Origin of the sequence: Bradyrhizobium sp. IAR9, from assembly GCF_013408065.1 — a bacterium.
GTDB lineage: Bacteria > Pseudomonadota > Alphaproteobacteria > Rhizobiales > Xanthobacteraceae > Bradyrhizobium.
In genome coordinates this window covers 49108-65440 of the sequence record NZ_JACBZW010000007.1, presented here as the reverse complement: position 1 = coordinate 65440, position 16333 = coordinate 49108, and the positions used below count along the sequence as shown (strand labels likewise).

The 16333-nt window shown below is 64.9% G+C and carries 15 protein-coding genes; 8 read left to right on the top strand and 7 right to left on the bottom strand.

All coding sequences use genetic code 11. The annotated features are described in order from the left end of the window. Positions 1–90 precede the first annotated feature (90 nt). Both GGD67_RS19690 and GGD67_RS19685 read left to right on the top strand, forming a co-directional pair. The gene (locus GGD67_RS19690; RefSeq protein WP_179735180.1) at positions 91–2505 is read left to right on the top strand and encodes a phosphoketolase; all 2415 of its coding nucleotides are present in this window, start codon (positions 91–93) and stop codon (positions 2503–2505) included. A 2-nt stretch (positions 2506–2507) separates the two neighbouring features. Beyond that, on the top strand, positions 2508–3701 hold the full coding sequence (locus GGD67_RS19685) for an acetate/propionate family kinase (RefSeq protein WP_179735178.1): 1194 nt from the start codon (positions 2508–2510) through the stop codon (positions 3699–3701). 145 nt (positions 3702–3846) lie between these two features. Here the strand turns inward: GGD67_RS19685 and GGD67_RS19680 are convergent, their stop codons facing one another. Further along, a complete protein-coding gene (locus tag GGD67_RS19680) occupies positions 3847–4686 on the bottom strand; it encodes an RMD1 family protein (protein WP_018323338.1) in 840 nt (279 codons plus the stop codon). Between the two features lie 325 nt (positions 4687–5011). Between GGD67_RS19680 and GGD67_RS19675 the strand changes: the two genes are divergently transcribed. Both GGD67_RS19675 and GGD67_RS19670 read left to right on the top strand, forming a co-directional pair. Next, positions 5012–5587 carry a glycosyl transferase gene (locus GGD67_RS19675; protein WP_018323337.1) on the top strand — a complete coding sequence of 192 codons (576 nt, stop codon included), beginning with the start codon at positions 5012–5014 and terminating at the stop codon, positions 5585–5587. Between the two features lie 62 nt (positions 5588–5649). Next, positions 5650–6609, top strand: a complete 960-nt coding sequence (locus tag GGD67_RS19670; protein WP_092262377.1) for a helix-turn-helix domain-containing GNAT family N-acetyltransferase — start codon at positions 5650–5652, stop codon at positions 6607–6609. Between the two features lie 181 nt (positions 6610–6790). Here GGD67_RS19670 and moaB read toward each other — a convergent pair whose 3' ends face one another. Together moaB and GGD67_RS19660 are read right to left on the bottom strand one after the other, a co-directional pair. Continuing rightward, positions 6791–7354, bottom strand: a complete 564-nt coding sequence (gene moaB, locus GGD67_RS19665) for a molybdenum cofactor biosynthesis protein B (protein WP_179735176.1) — start codon at positions 7352–7354, stop codon at positions 6791–6793. A gap of 161 nt (positions 7355–7515) precedes the next feature. After that, positions 7516–8445 (bottom strand): neutral zinc metallopeptidase, encoded by a 930-nt coding sequence (locus GGD67_RS19660; RefSeq protein WP_018323334.1) that lies wholly within the window; start codon positions 8443–8445, stop codon positions 7516–7518. 433 nt (positions 8446–8878) lie between these two features. On the opposite strand from GGD67_RS19660, the gene GGD67_RS19655 reads away from it, so the two are divergent. The 3 genes from GGD67_RS19655 (at position 8879) to GGD67_RS19645 (ending at position 11357) form a co-directional block, all read left to right on the top strand. Next, positions 8879–10009 carry a site-specific DNA-methyltransferase gene (locus GGD67_RS19655; RefSeq protein ID WP_091956066.1) on the top strand — a complete coding sequence of 377 codons (1131 nt, stop codon included), beginning with the start codon at positions 8879–8881 and terminating at the stop codon, positions 10007–10009. 209 nt (positions 10010–10218) lie between these two features. Continuing rightward, complete coding sequence (locus GGD67_RS19650; RefSeq protein WP_018323332.1) at positions 10219–10545, top strand: hypothetical protein; 327 nt, start codon at positions 10219–10221, stop codon at positions 10543–10545. A gap of 125 nt (positions 10546–10670) precedes the next feature. Continuing rightward, entirely contained in the window at positions 10671–11357 is a 687-nt protein-coding gene (locus tag GGD67_RS19645) for a glutathione S-transferase family protein (RefSeq protein ID WP_179735174.1), read from the top strand. 58 nt (positions 11358–11415) lie between these two features. Here the strand turns inward: GGD67_RS19645 and GGD67_RS19640 are convergent, their stop codons facing one another. The 3 genes from GGD67_RS19640 to GGD67_RS19630 form a co-directional block, all read right to left on the bottom strand. Next, a complete protein-coding gene (locus tag GGD67_RS19640; RefSeq protein ID WP_179735172.1) occupies positions 11416–13425 on the bottom strand; it encodes a methyl-accepting chemotaxis protein in 2010 nt (669 codons plus the stop codon). A gap of 331 nt (positions 13426–13756) precedes the next feature. Continuing rightward, positions 13757–13972 (bottom strand): DUF1127 domain-containing protein, encoded by a 216-nt coding sequence (locus GGD67_RS19635; protein WP_246784398.1) that lies wholly within the window; start codon positions 13970–13972, stop codon positions 13757–13759. Between the two features lie 5 nt (positions 13973–13977). Continuing rightward, positions 13978–14421 (bottom strand): nuclear transport factor 2 family protein, encoded by a 444-nt coding sequence (locus tag GGD67_RS19630; RefSeq protein WP_179735170.1) that lies wholly within the window; start codon positions 14419–14421, stop codon positions 13978–13980. A gap of 91 nt (positions 14422–14512) precedes the next feature. Between GGD67_RS19630 and GGD67_RS19625 the strand changes: the two genes are divergently transcribed. Continuing rightward, the gene (locus tag GGD67_RS19625) at positions 14513–15430 is read left to right on the top strand and encodes a LysR family transcriptional regulator (RefSeq protein WP_179735553.1); all 918 of its coding nucleotides are present in this window, start codon (positions 14513–14515) and stop codon (positions 15428–15430) included. A gap of 195 nt (positions 15431–15625) precedes the next feature. Here the strand turns inward: GGD67_RS19625 and GGD67_RS19620 are convergent, their stop codons facing one another. Continuing rightward, entirely contained in the window at positions 15626–16246 is a 621-nt protein-coding gene (locus tag GGD67_RS19620; RefSeq protein ID WP_091956347.1) for a glutathione S-transferase family protein, read from the bottom strand. Between the last annotated feature and the right edge of the window lie 87 nt (positions 16247–16333).

The window sequence follows — 16333 nt, the reverse complement described above, 5'->3', positions numbered from 1 at the left end:
CCGTCGCAACGATTTCGTTTGATGCCGGCCAGGGATCAATCGTCGCGGAACAATGTTGGTGACGATCGCCGGGTGAAGGTCAGCAGGAACATGACAAATCAACAACAATCGGCCGCGGCAAGCAGCAACCTCGACCTCCTCGATCGCTACTGGCGCGCCGCGAACTACCTCTCCGTCGGGCAAATCTACCTGCTCGACAATCCGCTGCTGCGCGAGGCCTTGCAGGCCGAGCACATCAAGCCGCGTCTGCTCGGCCATTGGGGCACGACGCCCGGCCTGAACTTCATCTACGCCCATCTCAACCGCGTCATCCGCGCGCTGGATGTCAGCGTGCTCTATGTCTGCGGTCCCGGCCATGGCGGGCCGGGCATGGTCGCCAACACCTATCTGGAAGGCAGCTATAGCGAGATCTATCCCGACATCGCGCGCGACACGGACGGATTGCGCAAGCTGTTCAGGCAGTTCTCCTTTCCCGGCGGCATTCCGAGCCACGCGGCGCCGGAAACGCCGGGCTCGATCCACGAAGGCGGCGAGCTCGGCTACGCGCTGGTGCATGCCTATGGTGCGGCGCTGGACAATCCCGACTTGATCGTGGCTTGCGTGGTCGGTGACGGCGAAGCGGAAACCGGCCCGCTCGCGGCCTCCTGGCACTCCAACAAGTTCCTGAACCCCGCGCATGACGGCGCGGTGCTGCCGATCCTGCATCTGAACGGCTACAAGATCGCCAACCCGACCGTGCTCGGGCGGATGCGGGACAGCGAGATCCGCGACCTGTTCCGCGGGTTCGGCCACGAGCCGCTGTTCGTCGCGGGCGACGATCCCAAATTGATGCATCAGGCCATGGCGGATGCGCTCGACGTTGCGCTCGCCAGCATCCGCTCGATCCAGCAGCACGCCCGCGACGGCCGCAAGGCAGTCGAGCGGCCGCGCTGGCCGATGATCGTGCTGCGCAGCCCGAAAGGCTGGACCGGCCCGAAAGAGGTCGACGGCAAGAAGGTCGAGGGTTTTTGGCGCGCGCATCAGGTGCCGGTGGCGGGCTGTCGCGAGAACCCGGCGCACCTCAAAGTGCTCGAAAACTGGATGCGCAGCTACGAGCCCGAAAAGCTGTTCGACCAGAGCGGGGCGCTCATTCCAGAACTTCAGGCGCTCGCGCCCGAAGGCATTCGCCGCATGGGCGCCAATCCGCATGCCAATGGCGGCCTGCTCAAGAAGGAGCTGAAGCTGCCAGACTTCCGCAGCTTCGCCATCGAGGTGCCGCAGCCCGGCGGCGTCGCAGCCGAAGCGACGCGCGAGCTCGGCAAATTCCTGCGCGACGTCATCCGCCTCAACGCGAAGGAGCGCAATTTCCGCATCATGGGCCCGGACGAGACCGCGTCAAACCGTCTGGACGCCGTGTTCGAGGAGACCGAGCGGGTCTGGATGGAGCCGATCGAGCCTTACGACGTGCATCTGGCGCAGGACGGCCGCGTCATGGAAGTCTTGAGCGAGCATCTCTGCCAGGGCTGGCTCGAGGGCTATCTGCTCACTGGACGCCACGGTTTCTTCTCCTGCTATGAGGCCTTCATCCACATCGTGGATTCCATGTTCAACCAGCACGCCAAATGGCTGAAGGTCACGCGCGATCTGCCATGGCGGCGCCCGATCGCCTCGCTCAATTATCTCCTGACCTCGCATGTCTGGCGGCAGGACCATAACGGCTTCAGCCATCAGGATCCCGGCTTCGTCGATCTCGTCGCCAACAAGAAGGCCGATATCGTTCGCATCTACTTCCCGCCGGATGCCAACACGCTGCTGTGGATCGCCGACCATTGCCTGCGGACCTATAACCGCATCAACGTGATCGTTGCCGGCAAGCAGCCGGCGCCGCAATGGCTGTCGATGCAGGAAGCAGCCACGCATTGCGATGCCGGCATCGGAATCTGGACCTGGGCGGGGACGGAAGATGCAACGGGCGAGCCCGACGTGGTGATGGCCTGCGCCGGCGATGTGCCGACGCTGGAGACGCTCGCCGCCGTCGACCTGTTGCGCAAGGCGCTGCCGGACCTGAAGATCCGCGTCGTCAACGTCGTCGACCTCATGACGCTGCAACCGAGGGATCAGCATCCTCATGGGCTTTCGGACCGCGACTTCGACAGCCTGTTCACGCGCGACAAGCCTGTCATCTTCGCCTATCACGGCTACCCCTATCTGATCCACCGCCTTACCTATAACCGCACCAACCATGCCGGCCTGCATGTGCGCGGCTTTGCCGAGGAAGGCACCACGACGACGCCGTTCGACATGGTCGTGCTCAACGAGCTCGACCGCTACCACCTCGCGATCGAGGCGATCGAACGCGTGCCCGGGCTGGCGGCTAGGGCCGCGCGGGCCAAGCAGCAATTCCGCGACAAGCTGATCGAGCATTCGCGGTATGTGCGCGAGCACGGCGAGGACATGCCTGATGTCCAGGGATGGGTCTGGCCCAACAGCTCCGGCGGCAACACCCCGACTGAGGCCGGCGATTAGCCATGCCGGACACGGTCCTCGTCCTCAACTCGGGATCGTCGAGCATCAAGTTCGGCCTGTTCGAGATCTCGGCTGTTGAACCCAACCTGCTCTGCAAGGGGCTGCTCGACGAGCACGAGGCAAAGCCCCGGCTGGTGGTGAAGAGCCCCGCCGGCGAAGACCTGTTCGAGACGCGGACAGAGGCGCCGGACGCCGATGGCGGCCATCTATTCGCCGATGTGCTCGCCTTCATCGAGGACCGGTTCGGCGAACATCATCTGCGCGCCGCCGGCCATCGCATCGTTCATGGCGGGCCGGACTATTCAGGCCCGGTCGCGCTGACCGACGACGTCGTCGCGAAGCTGGAGGCATTGACGCCGCTTGCGCCGCTGCACCAGCCGCGGTGCCTCGCGCCAATTCGCGCGCTCGCGGCGATCCGGCCAGCGCTGATGCAGATCGCGTGCTTCGACACGGCGTTCCATCACGGCCTGGCGCCGCCGGCGAGCCGCTTCGCCATTCCGAGGCGCTATGAGGAACGTGGCGTCCGACGCTACGGATTTCACGGCCTCTCCTTCGAATATGTCGCGCGCCGCCTCGCCGAGATTGCGCCGGAGCTCGTCGCCAAGCGCAGCGTCATCGCGCATCTCGGCAACGGCGCCAGCCTGTGCGCGTTACACCACGGACGCAGCGTCGACACCACCATGGGACTGACGCCGCTCGACGGCCTGGTGATGGGCACACGCTGCGGCACGATCGATCCCGGCGTGCTGCTCTATCTGCAACAGCACGAAAAGATGTCGATCGAGGATGTCCAGCACCTGCTCTATCACCAGTCGGGCCTGGTAGGCGTCTCGGGCATCTCCGCGGACATGCGCACGCTGCTGGCGAGCGGCGAGATTGCCGCACGGGAGGCGGTCGATCTCTTCACCTTCCGCGCGGCGCAGCAGGTCGCGATGATGGCGACCACGCTTGGCGGCCTCGATTGCCTGGTCTTCACCGGCGGCATCGGCGAGCACGCCAAGGAGATCCGCAGCGCGATCGGCGAGCGGCTCGGCTGGCTCGGCGTGCGGATCGATGCGACGGCGAATGACGACGCGCGCGAGCGGATCAGCGGGGGCGGAAACGCCGTCGACGTGTTCGTCATCCCGACGGATGAGGAGATGACGATCGCACGCCACTGTGCAGCGGTGCTGCAACCTAAAGGGACAATATCGTAGGGTGGGCAAAGGCGCAAAAGCGCCGTGCCCACGATCTTTCTCCCGCAGCGACAGGTGGTGGGCACGGCGCAAGAGCGCCTTTGCCCACCCTACGACACCGGACTCGTGGAGATGTGAGGCACAACAGCGCGCGGAAAAAAAGCACTCAATGCGTCCCCGACCAGATCTGAAAACATCCGATCGCGACCTCGATCACGATCAGCACCACGACCGCGATCTCCAGGCGGAGCGAGCGCTGGGTGTCGATGATGTCGGTCAGCGCATTGGCGGTCTCCGACACCGCGGTGAGCTTGCGCTCGAGCGTGTCGAGGCGTTCTTTCAGCTCGTACTCGTCCTCGAGGCGGGAATAGAGCCGGTCGAGCTCGGGCTTCTCCCAGAGCACGTCGGGCTTCTCGGCGATCGCGACGCGCCCGGCGACGCGCTGCTGCACCAGCAGTGCATTGCCGATCAGTTGCAGGATGCCCTTGCGACGGCGCGGCGTGCGGCCGTGCTCGGCGAGCTCCCGCGCAAACGGCTCGATCACATCGAAGACCGCGGCGACGCGGCGCTCGTCGCGCGCCAGCGACGTGCTCTTGGCGAGCGCGTCCGCAACCAGCAGCAGACGGTCGTCGGAGAACTTTGCGAGGCAGATCGGCCCGCCCGGCTGGATCGCTTCAGTGCTTTCATCCTTGCAGAGCTGTGCCTGCGCGATCTCTTCCTCATATGGGCTGAGCTCGCCGATCACCCGCGGCTTCAGGCTGTCGATCAGCACTTTCTCCTCGGACGGGAGCAGCCCGATCAGCACCACGACGCCGTAACGGAAGATCACGGCAAGGCCGGCATGGACACGGAAGGCGGCGGGCGTCGACGAGACCAGCGTGCCGATCTCGAGACCGGCGGCATTGATGCGGTCGCCCAGCATCAGCGCGCGGATCCGCAAGGTCGGCGCAGCCTCCGGCTTCGGCGACGTTGACGCCGTGCCAACAGCGAGTTGATCGGCGTTCACAGGAAGCCTCCACCGGCACCAAAGTCACACATTTCCCGTTCGAACCTTTCTTGCAGGGCGCACCCTCCCTGCAGGAGCCGGCTACCCGCGCGCCGCGCAATGTCGCCGTAAAACTCCGGGTTAATACCCCCGGGACGCGCTTGTGCCGAAACATTCGGCAACATCGCCAACCCGCGCGTGACACATTTGGCTGCGAGGACTGGCTGCAGTTTACCATCGCACGCCGAGGCGCGGCCGGAAAGTTGCACTCGGCAACGCCACGTGTTTATGACAACATCATAACAAGCTACGCTTCTCCCGAAGTGCAGACATTGAAGCCTCAATCATGCTGAGCGTCATCATTCCGACCGAAGGCGTCGAGCAGACCGCGGTGGCGACTCTGGCCGCGCTGGTCCCCGGGGCCGCCGCCGGCGTCATCCGCGAGGTGCTTCTGGTCGACGGCACCCGCAACGGCGTCATCGAGCGGGTTGCCGACGTCGCAGGCTGCCGTTTCGTCGGCTTCGAGGGATCTTCGCAAGGCGCCGCGCTCGCGGCCGGCGCGCTCCAGGCCCGCTCGCCGTGGCTGATGTTCCTGCCCGCAGGCGCCGTGCTCGAAACCGGCTGGATCGAGGAAACCACCCAGTTCATCCAGGCCGTCGCGACCAGCGGACGGGACCGTGCTGCCGTGTTCCGCTATGCGCGCTCGCCTTACGTCGATACCGGATTGCGCGACGTCCTCCGGGCCGTGGTGCGCAGGGTGATCGGCCCGCTCGGCGATCAGGGCCTTTTGATTGCGCGTGATCATTACGACCGGATCGGCGGCTACCCGCCGCAGGCCCGCCGTTCCGAGGCACGGCTGCTGCGCCGGCTCGGCCGCTCGTCCCGGACCATGCTGCGCAGCCGGATCGTCATGGTCGGCTGAAGTCACCACATGCTTGCCAAAGTCAAATAATTAATTGACAATGGCAAGTATCGAGGTGCCTCATGCCATCAAGCTCTTCCCCATCAGCCCTTGCGATCGAACAGGTCGCTGACGATCGCATCGCGGCGGTCCGCGCCTTCAACCGCTTCTATACCCGCAAGCTCGGTGTGCTCGACCAGCATCTTGGGAAGAGCCCGTTCTCGCTCAGCGAGGCCCGGGTGCTCTATGAACTCGCGCATCGCGACGAGCTGGCGGCAAAGGAGATCGGGAACGAGCTTGGCCTCGACCCCGGCTATCTCAGCCGCATCGTGCAAAGCTTCGACGAAAAGGGGCTGATCACGCGAAGGCCCCTGCCCGCCGATCGCCGGCAATACCAGCTTAGCCTCACCGCCAAGGGCCGCCAGACCTACGCCAAGCTGAACCTGAGCTCGCAAAACGAGGTCGCCGCAATGCTGGCCCAGCTTTCGGCCAGCGATGCAACGCGGCTCACGCAGGCCATGGCGACCATCGAGGCCGTGCTGGAGCAACGTCGAACCCAGCCTGCGGCTTTCATGCTGCGCAGCCATCGCGTCGGCGACATGGGCTGGGTCATCTCCAAGCAGGCCGCCGCCTATGCCGCGGACTACAACTGGGACATCAGCTACGAGGCGCTGGTCGCCGAGATCTGCGCACAATTCATCAAGAACTACGATGCCGCGCGCGAGCACTGCTGGATCGCGGAAGTGGGCGGCGAGCCGGTCGGCTCGATCTTTCTGGTCAAGGCCACGGACGAGATCGCCAAGCTGCGCCTGTTGCAGGTGGAGAAGAAGGCGCGCGGGCTCGGTGTCGGCCGTGCGCTGGTCGAGCAATGCATCCAGGGCGCTCGCGAGCGGGGCTACAGCAGGATGACGCTGTGGACGCAGAGCATCCTGGTTGCCGCGCGCGGCATCTATCAAAGTGCAGGCTTCAAGCTCGTGAAGGAAGAGAAGCACCACAGCTTCGGCGCCGATCTGGTCGGCGAGACCTGGGAGCGGGATCTCTGATTTTGCGACGAGCGCGATGCGCATGAATGTGCCCTCGCCCCTTGTGGGAGAGGGCAGCGACGCCGGCAGACACAGGCTCACTTGGGTGAGGGGTATGTCTCAGCGTATTCCGTGCGGATAGAGACCCCTCATCCGGCGCTTCGCGCCACCTTCTCTCACAAGGGGAGAAGGGAGAAAGCAATCACACCGTTGCGCCTTGAGCCTTCGGCCGGCGCAGATGCTCGTCCAGCCGCGGCATGATCTCGACGAAATTGCAGGGCCGCGTGCGGTAGTCGAGCTGAGCGGCAAGGATGCCGTCCCAGCCGTCGCGGCAGGCGCCGGGGGAGCCTGGCAGGCAGAAGATGTAGGTCGCACCCGCGACGCCGGCGGTGGCGCGGCTCTGGATCGTCGACGTCCCGATCTTGGCGTGGCTCAGCAGGTGGAACGCGATCGAGAAACCGTCCATGCGCTTTTCGAACAGCGGCTCGATCGCCTCCGGCGTGACGTCGCGCCCGGTGAAGCCGGTGCCGCCGGTGGTGATGACGACGTCGATGCCGGCATCCGCGATCCAGCGGCGAACGACGGCGCGGATCGCCTCGACATCGTCGGTGACGATCTCGCGGGCGGCGAGGCGATGGCCCGCTGCGACAAGGCGGTCGGCGAGCGTCTGGCCGGACTTGTCATCCGCGAGCGCACGGGTGTCGGACACGGTGAGCACCGCGATGTCGAGCGGGATGAATTGTTTTGCTTCGTCTGTGGAGGCCACGACTTCACTCCTGTTTCCTGCCCACCGCCGTCATCCTGAGGTGCGCGCCGTGCGGTGCAAGGGCACCGCAGGGCGAGCCTCGAAGGATGGGCCGCAGGCTCCGCCATCCTTCGAGGCTCGCCAAGTGGCGAGCACCTCAGGATGACGCCACTAATAGCTTACTACTGCCCGCCGCCGAACGTGTTGCAGGCCTGGACCGTGCCCTGCTGATAGCCGGTCATGAACCACTGCTTGCGCTGCGCGGCCGAGCCGTGGGTGAAGGAATCGGGCACGACGCGTCCCGTGGCCTGGCGCTGCAGCGTGTCGTCGCCGATCGCGCTCGCCGTGGTCAGCGCGGCGTCGATGTCGCCGGGCTCGAGGAAGTTTGGACGCTTCTTCGCCTCGCGATTGACCCAGACGCCGGACAGGCAATCGGCCTGCAATTCGACCTTCACCTGGAGCGCGTTGGCCTCCGCCTTCGAGCCGGCCTGCTGCTGCAGCCGCGTCACGCGCGGAATGATGCCGAGCAGGTTCTGGATGTGGTGGCCGGCTTCATGCGCGATGATGTAGGCGGTGGTGAAATTGCAGGCGGACTTGCCGGAGCAGCCGCGGAAGCGCGTCTCGACCTCGCGGAAGAACGAGGTGTCGAGGAAGATGGTGCGATCCGGCGGACAATAGAACGGCCCCATCGCCGACTCTGCCCGGCCGCAGCGGCCACCATTGGTGACGTTGCGGAACAGCACGACCTTCGGACCGGTGTAGGACTGGCCGGAGGCCTGGAAGATTTCGCTCCAGCGATCGTCGATCTCGCCGAGAATGCCGGAGATCATGCTTCCCATCTCGTCCGTCGGCGCCCCGCGCTTGCCTGACGAGGCCTGGCGATCGGTCTGATAGCTCGGCGCCTGGCCGCCGCCGGTGAGAATCTCGGCACCGCCGATCAGGATGCGCGGATCGATGCCGAAGGCATAGCCGACCAGGCCGAGCACGATGATGGTGCCGATGCCGAGCCCGCCGCCGCCCATCGGCAGGCCGAACCCACCGCCTCCACCGCCGCCACCCTCGTCGCGACGATCCTCGATGTCGTCGCTGCGGCGGAAGTCATCGTAACGCATGGCGGCCTTCCCTTTGGAGCCCCCGATTCCCGGGACCCCTGATTCAGTTTCGTCGGCGCGCAGGAGCGCGAAAGCTCAACGCGCCACACACGTAAAATTTCCCTTGCCTTTATCAATATCGTGGCCGGCAAAAATTGCCTAGTGCGGCAACATGGCGATGCCAGCAATTTTTTCCGAGGGTCGAGCAATTTTTTCCGAGAGAAATTTGGGGCTTTTTTGGCGCCGAGGCTGCTCCCGCAACGCGAAGAATTGCGAAATACACTGTAAAACACGACGAATGCACGCGACGACCAGCGCGCCGGACGCGGTGCGGGGACTGCTCACGAAAGCGGCGGGTTAAGTCGATTTTTACTTTGCCGCTTCAATGTAACGGTCAGTCGGTTGTTTGGTCCCGCGTCGCCGACAGCGTCGCCTGAGTCAGAGTTCTTGAGTCATGGTAGAGTCGCGTCGCGGGGCGTCTGCAAGGGCGCCCCGCACAAACTTTGAGTCCGCCTCGCATCGCATCATTCTCGGTGATTGCGTCGCCGAGATGTCGAAGCTTCAGGCTGGTTCGGTCGATCTCGTGTTCGCCGATCCGCCCTACAATCTCCAGCTCAAGGGCGATCTCAAGCGCCCCGACGAATCCCATGTCGACGCCGTCGACGACGACTGGGACAAGTTTGATTCGTTCTCCGCCTATGACGATTTCACCCGCGCCTGGCTGCTTGCCGCGCGCCGCGCGATGAAGCCGTCGGCGACGATCTGGGTGATCGGCTCCTATCACAACATCTTCCGCGTCGGCGCGATCATGCAGGACCTCGGCTTCTGGCTCCTGAACGACATCGTCTGGCGCAAGTCGAACCCGATGCCGAATTTCCGGGGCCGCCGCTTCACCAACGCGCACGAGACCATGATCTGGGCCGCGCGCGACGAAAAGGCCAAGGGCTACACGTTCAATTACGAGGTGCTGAAGGCCGCGAACGAGGACGTGCAGGCACGTTCCGACTGGCTGATCCCGCTCTGCACCGGCGAGGAGCGCCTCAAGGGCGCCGACGGGAAGAAAGTGCATCCGACGCAGAAGCCGGAAGGCCTGCTCGCACGCGTGCTGCTGTCCTCATCCAAGCCCGGCGATCTCGTGATCGATCCCTTCAACGGCACCGGCACCACCGGCGCGGTCGCAAAACGCCTCGGCCGCTCCTATATCGGCTTCGAGCGCGACAAGACCTATGCGAAGGCCGCGGAAGCCCGCATCGCCAAGGTCGAGCCGCTGCCGGAGGAGAGCCTCGCCCCGTTCATGACCGCGCGCGAAGCACCGCGGGTCGCCTTCTCCGAGCTGATCGAGCGCGGCATGATCATGCCCGGCACGAAGCTGTTCGACGCCAAGAAGAAGCTCGGCGCATTGGTGCGTGCCGACGGCGCCATCATGTTCGGCGACAAGGTCGGCTCGATCCACCGCATCGGCGCGGTGGCGCAGGGCGCGCAGGCCTGCAACGGCTGGACCTTCTGGCACGTCGAGACCAAGAAGGGTCTCAAGCTGATCGACGAGCTGCGCGCCGAGATCCGCGCCGGCATGGCGGCGGAGTAGCCGCTTCCCACGATCTTGTAGGGTGGGCAAAGCGACTTGTCCGCCATAGCTCGAAGAGCGACGGCGGAAGCGTGCCCACGTCCTTCCCAATTGACGCGAAGACGTGGGCACGGCGCAAACGCGCCTTTGCCCACCCTGCGGCGCCTTGAATGGGGCGGCAGTCGGGACTAGATTTGCCCGGTCAGCTCCCGTCCTGACCGGTGGGCCCCATGCGACGACAGTCCGAGACATTGCTGTTGGTGCCGCTGCTGCCGATCTTCCTGCTCGGCATGTTTCCGATGTTCCTGATCGCCCTGCTGGGATTCTTCGGCCTCGCGCTGTTCGGGGTGCTCGTGATCTGCGTCGGGCTCGCCAGCAGCAACGAGGCTCACGACAATTTCAATCACGACGTCATCGTTCACGGCTATGCGCGCGGATCGGAGCGCGCGGCGCGGGCCTCCGACATGCATCTGGCCACGCGGCTCGGGCTGCGGCTCGAAGCGGTCGGCGCCGCGATGGTCATTACGGCGGCAATCGGCCTTTGTTACGCCGGCTGATCTGCGTACTGCGCAGATACCGCCCGGCAAACTCGCCGGTTGCCCTCCCGCAACGGGTTCAGGCAAGACAGGCGGCGCGGCCATGACGCTGCGTTCGCGCCTTGCAACAAACATTGGGGAGATCGATGCTCAAATTCTATTTCAACGGATCGCCGAACCCGACCAAGGTTGCGCTCTATCTCGAAGAGTCCGGCCTGCCCTTCGAGCCGGTGAAGGTCGACACCCGCAAGGGCGAGCAGTTCACGCCGGAATTCCTCAAGATCAATCCGAATGCCAAGGTCCCGGCGATCGACGATGGCGGCACCATCGTGTTCGACAGCAACGCCATCCTGCTTTATCTCGCCGAGAAGACCGGCAAGTTCCTGCCCGCCGCGAGCGTGCGCGGCGAGACGCTGTCATGGCTGATGTTCATCGCCACCGGCGTCGGGCCGTATTCGGGGCAGGCCGTGCACTTCAAGCATTTTGCGCCGAAGGACCACAACCACGACTACGCCCATAACCGCTACCAGTACGAGACCGACCGCCACTACAAGATTCTCGACGCTCACCTCAAAGGGCGCAGCTACATGGTCGGCGACAGCTATTCGATCGTCGACATGGCGCTGTGGGGCTGGGCGCGGATGCTGCCGTTCAAGCTCGGCGACGACGCCTTTGCGCGCTACCCGAACGTGAAGCGGCTGGTCGACGAGATCTCGGCGCGGCCGGCGGCTGCGCGTGCGATCGCTCTGAAGGACAAGTTCACCTTCAAGGCCGAGATGGACGACGAGGCGCGCGCCAACATGTTCAAGCACATGGCGACCAAGGTCGCCTGAGCGCACCGCGCCGCTCTTCGAGGCCACGCGCATGCGCGTGGCCTTTTGCGTTTGGGATTCAGGCGGCGTGGACCGAGTTCAGGAACTTGGCCACTTCGAGCTTGAGGCGGTTGCTGTCGGCCGACAGCGAGCGCGCTGCCGACAGCACCTGCGATGAGGCCGACCCGGTTTCGGAGGCGCCGCGCTGCACGTCGCCGATGTTGGACGACACCCTCTGCGTGCCATGAGCCGCCTGCTGGACGTTGCGGGAAATCTCCTGCGTCGCCGCGCCCTGCTGCTCCACGGCGGCCGCGACCGTCGACGAAATCTCCGACAGCCGCTCGATCGTGCCGCTGATCTCCCTGATGGAGCCGACCGATTCCTCCGTCGCGGCCTGGATGCCGGACACCTGCTGGGCGATCTCGCCGGTGGCCCTCGCAGTCTGCTCGGCGAGCGCCTTGACCTCGGAGGCGACGACGGCAAAGCCGCGGCCGGCTTCACCTGCGCGCGCCGCCTCGATGGTGGCGTTCAGCGCCAACAGATTGGTCTGGCCGGCGATGGTGCTGATCAGTTCGACCACGTCGCCGATCCGCGCGGCGGCCTTGGAGAGCGCGCCGACCCGGTCATTGGTCCTGCTCGCCTGACCGACGGCCTCGACCGCGATGCGGGCGGATTCCTGCACCTGGCGGGCAATCTCGGACACCGAGGAGGACAGCTCCTCGGTCGCCGAGGCAACCGCCTGCACATTGGCCGAGGCCTCCTGCGAGGCGCTGGCGACCTCCGTCGACAAATCCTGGGCCCGCGAGGCGGTCGTGGTCAAGGTGCCGGCGGAGGCTTCGAGCTCGTTCGATGCCGACGACACGGTGTTCACGATCTCGCCGACCGCCTGCTCGAACTGATCAGCGAGCCTGACCATGTCTTTCTTGCGGCTTTCGGCCTGCCGCGCCTCGACCTCGGTCTGCTCGGCGCGCAGGCGCTCGGTCTCGACCATGTTGTCCTTGAACACCTGGATCGCCTTGGCCATGTCGCCGATCTCGTCGGCCTTGCCGCGCCCGGGAATCTCGACCTCGAGATTGCCGCCGGCAAGCCGCCCCATTGCGCTCGTCATCGAGGCCAGCGGACCGACGATGCTGCGGGCGATCAGGAAGGCGACGATGCCGCCGAACAGGATGGCGAGGCCGCCGGCGATCTCCTGAACGGTCGTCGTGCCGGCGATCACGGCTTCGGCGGTCGCACGCGAGTCCTGATAGTCCTTCTTCAGGGTCGTTTCCGCGGCCTTGAGCCTGCCGACGCTGTCGACGATGAGAGGCGCGAGGTCCTTGTGGTAGATCTCGTCGGCCTGAAGCATCGCGGCGGACGTCGTCTCGAACGCCGATTTGTAGATGCCGAGCGAGGTCTTCACCGGCGCGAGCGTGGATCGCAATTCCGCTGCCTGCGGGCTCTTTTCGAGAGCCGCGAGCCGTTGCGCCGCCCGGTCTACGCTCGCCCTGAAATTCGCGGGTCCCTGCGCGTCGCGCAAGGCCAAGAAACGCCAGTTTGCGACCCGAACAAGGAGGATCCTGGATTCGAGGTCGGCGACGAGGGCCGCGGTGTCTTCGTCGACGGCTGCGCGCGCCGCATCGACCAGCTTGCCCATCTTGACGGCCAGCTCTTCGCCGCTCGGCAGCAACGTGGCCTTGCCCGTCCTCGCCTCGTTGACGGCGTCGCCGAGGTTGTCACGCAAGCGTCGCATCTTGGCAATGTCGTCGATCAGGCCGTTGTAGAGCGCTCGCCGATCCTCCGAGAGCGTCCCCTTGGCGCCGACCCGCAACAGCTCGATCGCAGCGGTTTCCCGCTCTTGCGCCTCTTTCATCGCGGGCTCGTTGGCGTCGTAGACGTAACGCAGATTGGCCCGCTGGATCGCCTGAAGATGGGTCGATATTTCCAAAACCCGCGCCGTGCTGTCCGAAAGTGCGGATTGTCTCGCGACCTGATCCTGCACCGCCCGCAAATTCCAGACGGCAACCACCGCCATCGCGAGACCGACCGCCACCAAGGCCATGAAGCCTGCGTACAGGCGTCCCCTGATCCGCAAACGAAACTTCGGCATTCCCACTGTCCACCCAGATGCATTTCACTTCGAGTGGCCGAACAAGTCCGGCAAAATCGTCACGACCACCCTGGCAGCCGCGTGTCTTTGCGACCCACGCTGCACCGCGACACAATGGGGGACACTCGTTAATTGAACCTTCCCATTTTTCGCGCGCACCAAAGCGGCGCGCACAATATCTGCTGATTTTATAGCCAGTTGCGCTACGCCCTTGGCGCAAGGCGTGCGACCCATGCAGATAGATACCTGCATGGGGCGCCCGGATGCATGCCTGCCTACGCGGTGGCCTGCTGCAATTGCCGCCCTGAATCCCTCCGTTCTCTCTCTATTTTCAATTCCGCCGGAAGGGCTTCTTCAGCTCGTACTCAATCTCCGAACGAGACATCCCGCAGTCCAGAAGCTCCCGATCGCTCATCATGACGAACTGACGGCGCGCCGAAGACCGCTCGCGCCTGGTACAGACGATCTCCGCCAGTCTTTGCCAGACCGACGCGATCATCGCCAACGGTGACGGACGGCGCCGGCGGGCGGACCAGATCATGCTCAAGTCAGTCAGCCCGCGGCTCTGACGCCCCCGTGGGGAAACGGACCGAGCGCCCGCTCGGTCAGGATCGAGTCGCAGTACTCGCGGATCTCCTTGATCTTGCCGTCCTCGAGACGAAACACCAGGCAATAGTCATTGTCGTAGCGCACGCCGTCAGGCGTGACGTTGTCGCCCTTGGCCTCCACGACGACCACATCGCCGTCGGCGATGAAGCGGTGCGCGACGGTGCGCGTGCGGTCGCGCAGGCGGGTGCGCACATAGCCGTGCAAATCGTTGAGGATCGACTCCTTGCCTGAGAAGGTGCGCGACCAGGAATACTGGCCGGTCACGACCCATTTGGCATCTTCGGCAAGACTTGCGGCGAACAGGGCGCGATCGCGCGCGGCCGGATCGGGATTGGCGGCGGCGGCGAAAATGTCCTGCATCAGTTTCTTGTTGGCGCTCGCGTTCATGGCGGCATCTCCGTTTGGTGGGAATGCGGAGATCATCGCCGCAGCATCAAAATTCTTCAAATCGATAGAGAATATGATATCTATTCGCTTGATGAATTTGAATTCGCTTGACCTCAACCTGCTGACCGCGCTCGACGCCCTGCTGCGCGAGGCCAGTGTCAGCCGCGCCGCGCTTCGAATGGGCCTGTCGCAGCCGGCGGCCAGCCACGCACTGCAGCGCCTGCGCGACATTCTCGGCGATCCGCTGCTGGTGCGCACCGGCGCGCGGATGGAGCTGACGCCGCGGGCACAGGCCCTGCGCGCGCCGCTGGCGCAGGCGCTCGATCAGGTGCGCGGCCTGTTCGTGCCCGATGACTTCGATGCCGCACGCAGCGAACGGCAATTCCGCCTGATGATGCCGGATCTCGCAGTCGAGCTGCTGATGCCGCCGCTGATGGAGAAGGTGACGCGGGCCGCGCCCAACGTCCGCATCGACATCGTGCCATGGCGGGGATCGGCGATCTTCCACGCCGAGTTCGCCCGCACCATCGACCTCGTGATCTCGATCGGCAACGCCTTCAAGGGCTTTCACCGCCAGCTGCTCTACGTCGACAGCGACGCGCTGGCGGTGAGGCGCGGCCATCCGATGGGCGCCAAGCTGAAGCGGCGCGAGACGTTCCTGGCCGCGCGCCATGTCGGCGTGATCATCCGAGGCAGCAACGAGGATCTGATCGACACCTGGCTCAGGGCCAAGGGCATCGAGCGGCACATCTCGCTGGTCGTGTCAGGCTATCTCGAAGCGCTGCACGTCGCCGCCCGCACCGATCTCGTCGCCTTCGTGCCACGCCGGCTGATCGCAGCACTGTCGAAGCAGCTCGGCCTCGTCGCGGTGACCCCGCCGCTCGACCCCGGGATCGACGAGCAGTTCATGTTCTACCCGACCCGCGCGCAGATGGACCCCGGCTCGATCTGGCTGAGGCGGCTGATGCTGGAGACGGGGCGGGAATTGGAGAAGCGGAAGGCTGGGTAGGATGCTGCTTCACCAAACACGGTGTCGTCCCGGACAAGCGCAGCGAAGCGGAGCGCCGATCCGGGACCCATAACCACAGGATGCGGTTTAGCGAAGACTGGTCGTTCGGGATTGCTACCGATCGCAATCGATAGATTCCGCGGTATGGGTCCCGGGTCTGCGCTTGCGCTTGCCCGGGACGACACCGCGTATTTGTCACGCCTTCTGCGCGTCCATCACCTTGCGCACCGCGGGACGATCCGACATGCGCTTGAAATGATCGGCGATCTTCGGCGTCGCGTTGATGTCGACGCTGTCGCCTTCGAGCCAGGTCGAGAGCGTGTAGAGATAGGGATCGCAGATCGTGAACTGATCGCCCATCACCCAGGGCCCCCGAAACATCTTCTGCTCGATCAGGGCGAAGCAGGCGGCCATGGTCTTCGGGACCATCGCCTTCATGTCGGCGAACGAGCTCTCCTGCGTCGCCCAGCGCGGACCGCGCATCTTGTGGGCATGATTGATGTGCACGGTCGAGCAGAGGTAGGAGTTGAACGACTGCACCTGGGCGAAGTCGAAGGGATCATCGAGCGGCGCGAGCTTTGCTTTGGGGAAGGTCTGCGCGAGATAGGCCAGCATCGCCGGCGTCTCGGTGAGGACGCCGCGATCGGTCACCAGCGCCGGCACGCGGCCCTTCGGGTTGATCTTGAGATAATCCGGGCTGTTCTGCTGGTTGTCCTTGAAGCTCAGCCGTTCAGCCGCGTAGTCGGCGCCGGCCTCCTCCAGGGTGATGTAGGTGGCGAGCGCGCAGGTGCCGGTCGCGTAATAGAGCTTGAGCATGTCGGACCTCATGGGGGAAAACCCGAGGTTAACGGCCCTCCGCGGCCCCGTCCATAGGGACCTCTTCGCAGTTGCCCACGGCCGCCC